The organism is Psychromonas ossibalaenae ATCC BAA-1528 (assembly GCF_000381745.1).
GTDB classification, from domain to species: Bacteria; Pseudomonadota; Gammaproteobacteria; order Enterobacterales; family Psychromonadaceae; genus Psychromonas; species Psychromonas ossibalaenae.
Genome location: NZ_KB906978.1, coordinates 23,497 through 35,724, shown reverse-complemented (window position 1 = coordinate 35,724; position 12,228 = coordinate 23,497). Strand labels below are relative to the sequence as shown.

Annotated in this window: 9 protein-coding genes; 1 reads left to right on the top strand and 8 read right to left on the bottom strand. The window is 39.7% G+C overall.

From position 1 onward, the window contains the following. Window positions 1–43: 43 nt before the first annotated feature. From G327_RS0107895 to G327_RS25990, 5 genes are all read right to left on the bottom strand, one after another. On the bottom strand, window positions 44–982 hold the full coding sequence (locus tag G327_RS0107895; RefSeq protein ID WP_019614218.1) for a LysR family transcriptional regulator: 939 nt from the start codon (window positions 980–982) through the stop codon (window positions 44–46). A gap of 430 nt (window positions 983–1,412) precedes the next feature. Further along, on the bottom strand, window positions 1,413–2,816 hold the full coding sequence (locus G327_RS0107890) for a methyl-accepting chemotaxis protein (RefSeq protein WP_019614217.1): 1,404 nt from the start codon (window positions 2,814–2,816) through the stop codon (window positions 1,413–1,415). 382 nt (window positions 2,817–3,198) lie between these two features. Continuing rightward, window positions 3,199–4,188 carry a ribonuclease Z gene (locus G327_RS24210; RefSeq protein WP_019614216.1) on the bottom strand — a complete coding sequence of 330 codons (990 nt, stop codon included), beginning with the start codon at window positions 4,186–4,188 and terminating at the stop codon, window positions 3,199–3,201. 252 nt (window positions 4,189–4,440) lie between these two features. Then, on the bottom strand, window positions 4,441–5,670 hold the full coding sequence (locus G327_RS0107880; protein ID WP_019614215.1) for a hybrid sensor histidine kinase/response regulator: 1,230 nt from the start codon (window positions 5,668–5,670) through the stop codon (window positions 4,441–4,443). Continuing rightward, complete coding sequence (locus tag G327_RS25990; protein WP_019614214.1) at window positions 5,660–8,077, bottom strand: response regulator; 2,418 nt, start codon at window positions 8,075–8,077, stop codon at window positions 5,660–5,662. The genes G327_RS0107880 and G327_RS25990 overlap by 11 nt, the downstream gene beginning before the upstream one ends. 462 nt (window positions 8,078–8,539) lie before the next feature. Here G327_RS25990 and cspE point away from each other — a divergent pair, with 462 nt between their 5' ends. Next, complete coding sequence (gene cspE / locus G327_RS0107870) at window positions 8,540–8,746, top strand: transcription antiterminator/RNA stability regulator CspE (RefSeq protein ID WP_019614213.1); 207 nt, start codon at window positions 8,540–8,542, stop codon at window positions 8,744–8,746. Window positions 8,747–9,022: 276 nt separating this feature from the next. On the opposite strand, the gene hflX is transcribed toward cspE, so the two are convergent. The 3 genes from hflX to G327_RS0107855 all read right to left on the bottom strand — a co-directional run bounded on the left by hflX (window position 9,023) and on the right by G327_RS0107855 (window position 12,065). After that, window positions 9,023–10,381 carry a GTPase HflX gene (gene hflX / locus G327_RS0107865; RefSeq protein WP_026339255.1) on the bottom strand — a complete coding sequence of 453 codons (1,359 nt, stop codon included), beginning with the start codon at window positions 10,379–10,381 and terminating at the stop codon, window positions 9,023–9,025. A gap of 262 nt (window positions 10,382–10,643) precedes the next feature. Further along, window positions 10,644–11,447: an AraC family transcriptional regulator gene (locus tag G327_RS0107860; RefSeq protein ID WP_019614211.1), complete on the bottom strand. Its 804-nt coding sequence runs from the start codon at window positions 11,445–11,447 to the stop codon at window positions 10,644–10,646. A 12-nt stretch (window positions 11,448–11,459) separates the two neighbouring features. Next, window positions 11,460–12,065, bottom strand: a complete 606-nt coding sequence (locus G327_RS0107855; protein ID WP_019614210.1) for a LysE family translocator — start codon at window positions 12,063–12,065, stop codon at window positions 11,460–11,462. Window positions 12,066–12,228 lie beyond the last annotated feature (163 nt).

The window sequence follows — 12,228 nt, the reverse complement described above, 5'->3', positions numbered from 1 at the left end:
AACATAAAGGCTCAATTTACTATTTGAGCCTTTTATTCACTGATTAACTGTTTTTAAGCCAAGGGGCCAGCGAGACATCCCAGTAGGGGGGGCATTCAATACTCTCTTTTAAGAAAGAAATCACGGCATTGAGCTTTTCAGGAAGGTGTTTTTTGCGGGGATAAACGGCATATACAGGTAATTCTAAATTAGCTTTCCAGTCAGGCAGTAACTGGACTAGTCTGCCTGTTTCAAGCTCGTCTGATAACAAGTAAGTCGCAATATAGCCGATACCGTGGTCGGCAATAACCGCATCCCTTACGGCTTCAGAAAGGTCAACGCAGTAGTTCCCCGAGACATGAACCGTTAATTTTTCATTATTTTTAATAAACGGCCAGTGGCTATAGTCTCGTGTATTGCTGTGATAAGTAACACAATTATGATTCAGCAAGTCTTTGGGGTGTACGGGCGTCGGGTGTTTTTCAAGGTATTTAGGAGATGCCGCCAGCACAAAGTGACCATCGGCTACCCGCTGTGCAATATAGCCTTCATTTATATTCTCATAAGTGGTAATCCATAAATGAATATCTTCATCTAACATATCAATCTTCCGATCTGTGAGGCTGATCTCAAAATTGATTTCGGGATGTTTTTCCTGCAGTTTGTCTAATACCGGAATGACATGCAGTGTGCCGAAAGAGCGAGGCAGGGCGAGGCGTATGGTGCCCGACATCTGCGCAGTGGCATCCATCATTGCTACTTCAGCATTTTGAATGGTTGAATGTAACTGTGCGCAATATTCTGCATATTCAATACCAGCATCAGTCAATGCCAAGTTGCGAGTGGTTCTTTGTACAAGTTGAACCTTAAGCTCAGATTCTAATAGAGTTAGTTGTTTACTGACATAAGAAGTAGAAACGCATAGTTTTTCAGCTGCTTTGGTGAAACTGCCGCTCATTTTTAAAGTGTGCAAGATAAGCATCTGATTAGCTCTACTTTGCATATTCGATTCCTTAAAGTCTAAAAATACTAAAAATACTAAAAATACTAAAAACACTAAAAATACTAAAAACACTAAAACGGCTATATTACAAAATTAATAAAGTGCACTCTAGCTAAAAAATAGTTTCCACACAGAAATAATCATAATCCCAAGCTGATTATTTATACATTTTTAAATGTAAAGCCTGGTTATGTAATCGTTGAGTGACAGCCGCTGTAAATTGAAGTTTTCTGAGGCGTTTTAGTGATATGTCTTAACCATTATTTTATATTGTAAAAGCAAACCAAATACCTTTGAAATTCAATTTTCTAACCCAGCCGTTACCTGCCGGATTATATTCCACTTAGTTAAACTCAGAGTTATTGATTTTAGCAGAGCTTCACGTTTCGGGGCGAAAGTGTGACCCGACGGAAGCTCTAAATCATCCAGTTTATGCTGTTAAATCTTTCATTAAGTCTTCAAGCACATCAGCCTGCTTATTAAGCTGCTGTACCTCTGAAGCTGACTGAGTGATCATTTCAGCAACTAAACGCGACTGACTGCGAACCTGCTCGACATCGGAGGCGATATTATCAGCAACCGCTCCCTGCTCTTCTGCTGAAGCTGCAATTTCAGTGCTGCGATCCGCAATGTATTGATTCTGCTCTGATATCTGCCTAATGTCAGTGCTTACGGTACCCATATGTTGTTCACTCGATTCAGAATTATTGACGGTTTGATGCATTACCTTCATTAACCCCTGGCTATTGCCCTGCAGTGACTCTATCATTTTCTGGATTTCAACCGTTGCTTCCTGCGTTCTACCCGCTAGTGTACGCACTTCATCGGCGACAACCGCGAAACCACGACCTTGCTCACCAGCACGCGCTGCTTCGATGGCTGCATTTAATGCCAGCAGGTTTGTTTGTTCAGAGATAGAGTTAATGGTCGTCACGACATTATCAATCTGTGCAGCATCGTTATCCAGTTTTTCTACTGCATCGGCAGCTGAGCTGATTTCAGAAGCTAACAGCTTTATCGCATCAAGCGTTTGGTCGACATGCGTCAGACTCTGTGTTGTTGTCTGCGTGGCTTCGCTGGTTTGGCTGGAGGTGCTTTGTGCGTGACTTGCGACTTCACGAATTGAGCTTGCCATCTGCTCGGTTGCACTGGCTAGGGAATCTATGCGTTCCTGCTGCTGGTTAGACAGCGCTTCATTTTCGTTACTGCGTTGACGCAGCTGCGAACTAATTTGCTGGATCAGTGCGATTGCTTCCTGCGTTGCCTTCACCAGCTGTTGTTCACGTTCAGATACACGGTCAATCGTCTGTGCGATTAGATTAAATTCATTTCGGGCCGGCGCATAACCAATACGGGAAACCAGATCGCCATCGGCAAGACGGCGTAATGCATCGTAGATGTTAAACAGTGCTCCGCCCATAAAGGTCATAATGTAATAAAGGGATAGCGATATGAGTAAACATGACACTATGATAATACTGGCATGACCAATATTAAGCGTACTGAGTAAGTTTGGCTGTTCCTGAGTTGTTAAACTGTAGCCGGCATCCGCTATCACAGTTGTATTAACACCCTTTGAGCCAGCCTGAATACTGCTGCCGGCAAGGATGCGTGTAACATCGCTTTCAGTCAGGTTGGACTGTGAAATCAAGTTGGCAATCGTATTCATGTTCTGTTGTAACAGCTGCTCCTGCTGACGCTCTGAAGCATCCATTAATGCTAAGCTGACCATGATGATTGCGAGGAGGGGGGTAAAAAAGAGGAATAAAAAATTTTCTTTTATTTTTACATTTACCAAGTATTTATCAATCCAACGAAACGCAACTTCTTTCATTATTTCCACTTCCTTATTACTGTCGCTATTAATGACTCCAGTTTCAAACGGAGCCTATCCTTTGATAAGGCAATAATAAAGATAAAAACAAAGAGTTCAGTGATAACGGTCGCACTAACTATAGCGCATTGTCCTTAGGCTTTTAAAAAGCAGCCGGGCTCTTACTTCATGTATCTGTTATGGCTGAGTAATATTGGCCATAAATTTGTAGGTTTCTGAGGCGCAATGGAGTACATTGCGAGATGCCGCACGGTAATTTATATGGCTAGCTTCATGGGAGAAAGCGTGTATCTGTGGCAGGGCTGCAACATATCGTAAGCATAACACTAGACTATTCTCTAATTCGTCCGAGTCATGAAATTAAAGCCATATGGCTACAAGCCTACTGCTTCACAGGCTTATTCTTATTCGAAAAAAGTTGTAACTTCCCGTCTTTGTTTAATAAGTACAGATCAAAGTCATTTGCTAAAAACAGGCTGCCACTATAGTAGTTTGCCGCCTCATTTTCAATATCAGCAATTGATGGTGATGAACTCTTATTTCTACAGTATCTGGGACTAAAATGTGTGAGGATTAAGTTATTTATCAAAACTTCTTCGGCAAACTGAGCGATAATCTTAGCTGTACTATGCTGGGGGGCCTTGCCAACTTTCAACGAAATATCTTCAGTATAGGTGGCTTCATGTATAAGCAGATCTGCACAGCTGGCTACATCAGTCAAAAGGTTTGGTGCATCATTATCTCCAGATACAATAATCTTTCTTGGTTTTCTATCTGCTAATATATAGTCAGAAGCATTTATTTTCCTTCCATCAGGAAGCATTTGGTTTATACCTTTGTGAATTTCTCCCCAACATGGACCCGCCTTGATACCGTCTTTCTGCAGTTGGGCTATATCTAATTTGCCTTGGATTTTCTTTTCGCAAAAAACATAAGCGTAGGATGGAACACAATGAGACAGCTCTACGAACTCAACATCGAAATCATTGCCGGCGGTATATTCTTTGCACTCTTCTACACGTATAAAATTGATCTTATAAGATAAACTGGACTTAGAAATTCTTTGCGTATTTTCGACAAAATCTTGTATGAGTGCGGGAGCGATTATGGTGAGGGCAGTGGTTCTTCCCGCCAAAGATGCGCTGGCTAATAACCCGGGCAGTCCATAGCAATGATCTCCATGAACATGGGTGATAAAAATAGATTCAAGCTTATTTAAACTGAGTTTTGTATGCAAAATTTGATGCTGAGTTGCTTCTCCACAATCGATTAAACTCCATAATTTGGAGTTAGCCTTTTTTACTGCTACTGCGGATACATTTCTTGATTTTGTCGGTGTACCTGCTGAGGTTCCTAAAAATATAATTTCCATTGTTTAACCGAATTTTAATTTTTAGCCAGCTTATCATTTTTTGTTTTTTTTAACTGAGAGGTGACTTTATAAAATAGAATCAGGGATAAATTGAATAGTAGCTCTGTTTTATGATCAGCTATTCTCTACATTGCCCGTCGTTTTATTAAGTTTTGCTGTAAAACGTTTATTTTATTCGAATTGATATAATTGCCTTTATACGCAATAAAGACAGTGAGCGTGAAATGATACCTGTAAATAACTGAGACTAATCTAACTGCTGTTTTTGGCCATGGATATTGAAAAATGCGTGCCGTTACCCAATGAACTTTTGACACTTATAGTCCCGTTTAAATTATTCTCTATGAGCTTCTTAACTATGTAGAGCCCTAAACCGCTGCCACCTTGACCACTTCTAGTTGAATAATACTTGTCAAAAATTTTATTGAGTGATGATTCGTCGAGCCCTTTGCCGTCATCTATCACATTTAGAATAACTGCGTCATCTGTTTCGCTGGCAACGAGTTGAATACTGCCGTTTTGCCCTTCTGAAAAGGCATGTATTAAAGCATTACTGATTAAGTTAATTAGTACCTGAGATAAGGCGCCTGTTTCAGCAGTAAACACGATTGGTTTTGCGCATTCAATCTTCAGTGTATGCGCGCTGCGTTTAAACTTGGGAAGTAAAATATGCTTGATATCATTTAAATATGTACTTATTACAAACTCAGTTTTAGTGTGGCTGAATTCTCCGACAACGATCTTTTTAAAGCTGTTAACCAGATCAATAGCGTGACTTAAATTGGAATTAACAATATCAGAAACTTCTCCTGACATTTCAATGAAATCGGTAAGATTTTTTTTGGAAAGACGATTCTCGTCGAGCTGTTTCACCATGGTTAAACGTTGTTCATCTAAGGTACTCATCGCTGTATTCATTATGCCGAGCGGTGTAGCCACTTCATGAGTGAGTTCGCCCACTAACTCTCCAATATGGTTAAATTGTACAGCGGTTTCCAGCTGCTCATCTTTTAGACTGCTCATTTTTTCTAATTCAATATTTTGATCTCTTAAGGTGCTGATAAGTTCGTCACGCAAAGATATAAGTGCCTGCAGCTGCAGATGCGTATTGACACGAGCTAAAATTTCTTCGTGTCGTATTGGTTTTGTTACGTAGTCAACCCCTCCTGCATTAAATGCCTCAACGACATCACTAATGCCGGCTTTGCCTGTTACAAAAATAACCGGAATTTCTTTGACATCATTCAGCGATTTTAAACGTCGGCAGGTTTCGAAGCCGTCAATGCCCGGCATCATGACATCCAGCAGAATAAGGTGCGGTAAAAACAGGTTGGCGATTTTAATTGCCTGCTCACCGTCTACTGCAAAGGCAATTTCAAAGCCCTCTGCTTCTAGTATTTGAGTTAACAGCTCCAGGTTTTCTTGTTTGTCGTCAACAATTAATATTTTACTGCCTTTAATAGTGACGAGATTATTGTTCATATTCAATTTCCTCTAATGCTTTAACAAGGCCTGCCATATCGAAATTATCTATAAACAGGATAAGATAATCAGTATAAATTTTGTTTTGCGGTCTTTGTACAGCAATGTCCGATAAAAGCTGTTTAATATATGATGAACGATTGATTGAGGCTGATAACTTTAAATCATCTAACATTTTTCTGGACAATATAAATTCTGACAAATTAATATCTTCCTGTTTTTTATCAACCTTTTTAGCTGGTGTCTGCTGCTCTTCTTTAACAAAATCGTCAGGAAAAAAAGTTATTAAACTATTGAATACTTCTGAAAATGAAAATGGTTTGGCAATAAAAAGGTCAAAACCAATGGTTAAATAGTGCTGAATTTCATGAGATAAACTAAAAGCGGAAACTGCAATACAGGTTAGCTTGTCGTGATTGAGCTCTTCTCGAATAATTTTTATCGCATCATCACCACGCATGACCGGCATTAGCAGATCCATATAAACAATGTCAAATGTTTGTTTTTTGATTAACTCAACAGCCTGCAGGCCGTCTTCAGCATAGGTGACGTCAATGCCGCAAGAAGTGAGTACGCTCCCTAATAGTTCACGGTTTTCAGCAATATCATCAACACATAACGCGCTGAATTTTCGATTTTTAATTAATCTAATCTGTTCTATTTCAGGAACACTTTGTCGTGCGTTTTCTTCATTACCGCGTTCTAACTCGATGCTGAAGGAAAATGTTGATCCTTTGCCTAGCTCCGACTGCAGTGTTAATTTTCCCCCCATCATTTCAATATGTTTGGTGGAAATAGTCAGCCCTAAACCTGTTCCGCCTTTTTCTTCACCGGCGGCTCCCTGAGAAAAATTGCGAAACAATTTTTTCTGCTCTTCATCAGATATACCCGCGCCTGTGTCGATAATTTCAAACTGGTAAATATTTGCTGACGGTTGATTTAAAACTAATGTAATTGAACCCTGGTCGGTAAATTTGACTGAATTTCCCAGCAGATTAATTAAGATCTGGCGGAGCTTTCCCTCGTCTGCGCGTACATAGACAGATTGATCAGTGTGGTTGATGAAATTCCAGTTAAGCTGTTTTTGTTCACAGCGAAACTGAAACATTTGTCCTATATCTGTTAATAGTGTCACTAGTTCAAAATCGATTAATTTCAGCTGCGCTGCGCCCGCTTCTATTTTTGATATCTCAAGAATATCATTAATAATTCCTAATAGATGCTGACCTGCTTTGGCTATTTTATCCAGGGTTGTTTTCTGCTGACTGGAAATATCCGTACTGCGTGTCAGTATCTGCGTGAACCCTAATATTGCATTCATTGGTGTGCGTATTTCATGGCTCATATTTGAGAGGAAACTACTTTTAGCCTGATTGGCCTGCTCTGCCCGCTCACAAGCTTGTTGAAAATCAAGAGTACGCTGTTTTACCTTCTCTTCTAAACCAGCATTCACATTTTCTAATGATTCTTTTAAGCTGATATTATTAAAAATAATCTCGATATTAGTTCGTAAATTGAACAGCAGCAGCGTTTCTTTCTCTTCAATGGGGTTGTTGTATGTTAACAATAAATAATAATGCTGCTTTTGATCAGTTTTGCCTATATATAAGAGTGCATATTGTCCATCAATAAAGCTGGGGGGATTTTCAATAGCAAAACTATCGCTAAGTTTTTGATGGAGTTGTGGGGAAATACTGCTGGCGTTGTTTTTTTCCATAAAAGATTGACGGCAGCTTAAGTCTTCGCTGTTAAAACAGACAATATTTACTACTGTTGGAGTGCTTTCAAACTTTTGTACTAACGGCAGCATCTGTTCGGTACTTGCTGATATTTCTGCAATTAATTCAGTCGTCGATTTTTCGCTCATTAACTCAGAAGAACATTTAAGCATTTTATCTAATGCTACCCGCAAAGACTCAGAGTTATCTAACTCCTGATAGGAACGTAGAGCAGAAATGATAGTTGTTTTTAATTTTTTACTGGTTAACTCTGTTTTGGTTTTATAGTCATTGATATCGTAGCTCGTCATCATTTCTGATTCAGCAAAGCTCCCTGGCTGTCCGGTGCGTAAAATGATGCGTACTTGTTTGTTTTTTAGATCTTCGCGAATGTACTGGGCAACTTCTAATCCCGCATTTTCTGTTTCCATGACGACATCTAGAAAAACCAGGGCAATGTCTTTTTCCTCCGTGAGCATCAATTTAGCTTCACCACCTGTGTAACAATGTAGAAACTCAAGCCCTCTTCCTTCAAATGTTAAAGATCGTAAAGCAAGTAATGTTACCTGATGAACAGACGGTTCATCATCAACCAGCATTATTCTCCATGGTGGTAATGTGGATTTTTTGTTTTTTGTTTCACTTTCATTTTCATCGCTCAAAGCGAAAATTTCATCGTTTTCTAGCATGTTTGTCATTTCCCTAAAACGTACCATCAAGTTTAGGAGAAGATCATATTTTTTCTAGGTTTATACTCGTTATCATTCCGGATGCAAAAATCACCCTGTGTGAGGTAAACAGCTTCTAGAGGTGAAGGATTTTCTTTTTAAATAAGCAGCATCTGTTCTAAGGCAGTTAGGAGACGAAAGCACCTTATCTACTTTTTCTTAGACGCCTAAAAATACGGAAAAATGTCTTTAAACACGAGTGTATGTTTAAGAAATTTTGGCTGTTTATTTTTCGAACAACGCTTGACTTACAATATAGATTCTATAAAGTGCTCACCAGCAGGAAAGAAAGCCTTTTGTTTACATTCTTCATTCCGTTGTATTATTACTAATACCTCGCTTTGTAGTTTTTAAGTTCCAGTCTGTTTTTACGCTATTCAGGCCTATCAAGGCAATCTAACATTAAAATTTCAGGATAATATAATGTCTAAAGTTCAAGGTACAGTTAAGTGGTTCAACGAATCTAAAGGTTTTGGTTTCATCGAGCAAGAAAATGGTCCAGACGTATTTGCTCACTTCAGCGCTATCGCTAGCGAAGGTTTCAAAACTCTAGCTGAAGGCCAAAAAGTAGAATTTACTGTAAGCCAAGGTCAAAAAGGCCCGAACGCAGAAAATATCGTAGCACTTTAATCTGCTGTGATATTTTAGCTCCTAAACAGAGCTGAATTAAGATTTAATAGAATGGTAAACCTTTGCGGGTTTGCCATTTTTTTTGGCCCGTCAAATTATATCGCAAAGGGCATCGAACGCCTGTCTAATCCCAACTTCGTAAGTCTGCCTTGATTCCTTATGTCTGAACGTTATGTAGTGCCATATTTCTAGAGTCTGATGTTTTCTTTAATATTATTATTTAAAATAATAAAATGCATAGGCATCAAACTATTACCATTTTTTTGAAACCGAATATTAAAAAGAGGTCTGCAGCATTTTATGTAACCGCTCTAAGGCAATCGGACTCGCTTTTAGTGTTATGCGCATACCATCTTCATGATACTGCTCATCTATCACCTGCATTTTACTGTGAATTTCGCCCATAATACCACTTGCTGTATAAGGTATATGAAAACAGGCTGGGCACATTTTCTTTTCCAGGAAATTTTGAATTTCCTGATGCACTAACGCGATATCATTTTTGTCACGCGTACTGATCTGCAGCGCATCAGGGTATTGCTCTAACAGTGTTAACTGCTGCTCTTCGCTTAAACAGTCTACCTTATTCAGCAGTAATAGTTTGTTACTAAAATCGATATTTAACTGCTGCAATACATGGTCAACAACGGTTAATTGAGAGGTAAAGTTTTCGTCCGATGCATCAACCACGTAGAGTAATAAGGTCGCATCTTTTGCTTCTTCTAAGGTTGAATGAAATGATGCGACTAAATCATGAGGCAGCTTTTTGATAAAACCAACGGTGTCTGAGATTAAAATTCGTGGTTGTGTCGGCGGCTGCAGGGTACGTACCGTGGTATCTAAAGTAGCAAATAATTTATCTTCAACTAAAACTTCTGAGTCCGTTAGGGCGCGCATTAAGGATGATTTACCGGCATTGGTATAACCCACTAAGGCCACGCACAACTGCTCGACACGGCCACTGCGTCGACCCTGCATCTCTTTCTGCAATTTTTTCAGTTCACGTTTTAGGTCGGCGATTTTATCGCGAATACGGCGGCGGTTAATCTCAAAGGCACTTTCACCTATCCAGCGGCCTTTCTGGCGTTCGCGATCGCCGCTGTTTTCATCACGTAATCTAGGGGTTAAGTAATTAAGCCGCGCGATCTCGACCTGCAGCTTAGCGGTGCGGGTACGTGCATGTTTACTAAATATTTCGATAATAACGCGGGTACGATCGTAAACTTCTACCCCTAATGACGCTTCAACATTACGTAATTGAGTTGGACTCAGTTCGCAGTCAAATACCACCACATTAGCCTGTTCTTGAGCTTCTGGTATTGCTAATAACTCGCTTAATTCGGCCTGATCAAATTCTTCGGAGTCAAATTCAATCTGCGCTTCATCCTGCAAAGGTGGCTCATACTCACCCGTTAACGCCGCTAACTCTTCTAGTTTGCCAGAGCCTAATACTGACAGCTGTTTGGTCGATCTTTGCCGCTGTGTTTTAGCCGCCAGCACAGAAAAACCTAAGGTATTCACTAAACGGCCTAATTCAGATAATGATTCATCCACTTCCTGCTGGCTAACATCAGGCGTGCGAATAGAAATTAATAAAGCGCGGGTAACAGACTCTTCTGTTGTTGTGATCGGCATATCGGTGCTCATTGCTTAAAGTAATATGAGATGCATCCTACGCGTTTGTGCTTAGCTTATATACGCATTTCGAATATCTATTACCAGCAAGCGGTGCTTTACAGCTGCTTTTATCCACAGTTTATTGGCCGCATGGCGCAACTAGGAAATGTAATGGTAGAGTCATAATTCCTTGCTGCAGGTCAGTGAGCTGCTATGGGGGGCGAGTTGGTTTTCTAAGTCGGAAAGAGGCATAAAGTGCCTTAGATTTTTAGGAGCGACACTAAATAAAAAAGGCTTGATACTGCTTAGGTGTGACGGCTAATCGTTTTTTGAAGTTTCTCTGCAGATGACTTTGGTCTGCAAAACCTAGTAAATGGGAGGTATCTATTAGTGAATGGCCTGATTTAAGCAATCTTTTAGCCTGCTTAATGCGTTCATCTAACTGGTAAGCATGTGGAGATAAACCATAGCTTTGTTTGAAACTGCGTATTAGGTGACAGCGGCTTAAACCTGATTCTTTTGCTAAGTCTTTTAACGAATGATTTATATTTAGCTGATCCGATATAAGTTCTTTTACTTTACGGATATTCACTGAATCATTTTTTTCGGGATTTTTAATTAAAAAATACTGCTGCAGATATTGAATCAGCAGACTTTCTGCTGCGAGCGGATTTGCCTCATTCAGCAGGCTGGTAAATAAAAGTTGAAATTGCTGATAGGATTGTGGAGAGCGGTTTAAAACCTCCGAAAACGGCTGGTAATCTATACTATCAATATTCAGCATTTCGGACTGTAACTGACCAATCCAGTTTGTCTGCACAAACAACATTCGATATGACCAGTCACCGGCCATGGGGTTACATGAATGAATATCCGCAGGATTGATGGTGACAGTATCACCAGCACCAATTCGATTACGTTGATTTAAATTATGATAGTCTGCAATACCTGAATCAATCACACCAAATGAAAACTCATCATGAGAATGCGCGTGATAACAAGCCGTTGATAAAGAAGCTTGACGAATTTCAACAAAAGGCAGCACCTCACTTTTTTTGAAAAATACGGTTTTATCTTGTTTCATTAACTGCCTCTATTATTGAATGAATAGTATTGAAACCACTGTTCCGCTCAACATCAATCCCATCAAAATATTAAAACCTATCTGACGCCTTGTCGTTGATAAAAGACTTCGAATACTATGGCCGGCAGCGGCCCAAGTCGAGACACCAAACAAGCATAGCGTAAAAGAAATGATACAAAAAATTAATAAATAAAGCATAGATTGTGCATGAACTGTGACAAATAAGCTAATCCCCGACATTGAAACTAACCAGGCTTTAGGATTTAAACCTTGTGCTAATGCTCCTTCAATTAATGAGGGGGGCTGTTTTGTCTCTGTCATCTTCTCTGATCTCAGCGGCACCGCTGCTGCAATTTTATAAGACATGTAAAGTAGAAATGCACTGCCTGCATACTGCAGTGTATTACCTATTTCAGGGAACAGGGTTAACCATTGATTTAATCCAAGACCAGCCAGAAGTACTATCAAGGTATAAGCGATGGCTGCGCCAAGTATATGAGGAATAGTTCGTCGAAAACCAAAGTTAGCTCCTGAGCCGGCAGCAATAATATTAACCGGGCCGGGAGATATCGCACCAATCAAAGCAAAAATAAACATAGGCATAATCACTGTTATCATAAACACCTCGTATCAATTAGAAGCCTGACAATATACACAGTGAACAATAGAAGTTATTGAACAAAATTGCTGCTGGAAATCCGTTATTCAAAATTAAATTAAACAACAATGCGGCTCACAGAGGAATTAAAGGTAGATAGACTAGCGTCTTACTTTTGCTTCT

Coding starts and splice junctions, on each gene's coding strand:
- G327_RS0107895 (WP_019614218.1), bottom strand. CDS start 982: ATGCAAAGTAGAGCTAATCAGATGCTTATCTTGCACACTTTAAAAATG.
- G327_RS0107890 (WP_019614217.1), bottom strand. CDS start 2,816: ATGAAAGAAGTTGCGTTTCGTTGGATTGATAAATACTTGGTAAATGTA.
- G327_RS24210 (WP_019614216.1), bottom strand. CDS start 4,188: ATGGAAATTATATTTTTAGGAACCTCAGCAGGTACACCGACAAAATCA.
- G327_RS0107880 (WP_019614215.1), bottom strand. CDS start 5,670: ATGAACAATAATCTCGTCACTATTAAAGGCAGTAAAATATTAATTGTT.
- G327_RS25990 (WP_019614214.1), bottom strand. CDS start 8,077: ATGCTAGAAAACGATGAAATTTTCGCTTTGAGCGATGAAAATGAAAGT.
- cspE (WP_019614213.1), top strand. CDS start 8,540: ATGTCTAAAGTTCAAGGTACAGTTAAGTGGTTCAACGAATCTAAAGGT.
- hflX (WP_026339255.1), bottom strand. CDS start 10,381: ATGCCGATCACAACAACAGAAGAGTCTGTTACCCGCGCTTTATTAATT.
- G327_RS0107860 (WP_019614211.1), bottom strand. CDS start 11,447: ATGAAACAAGATAAAACCGTATTTTTCAAAAAAAGTGAGGTGCTGCCT.
- G327_RS0107855 (WP_019614210.1), bottom strand. CDS start 12,065: ATGATAACAGTGATTATGCCTATGTTTATTTTTGCTTTGATTGGTGCG.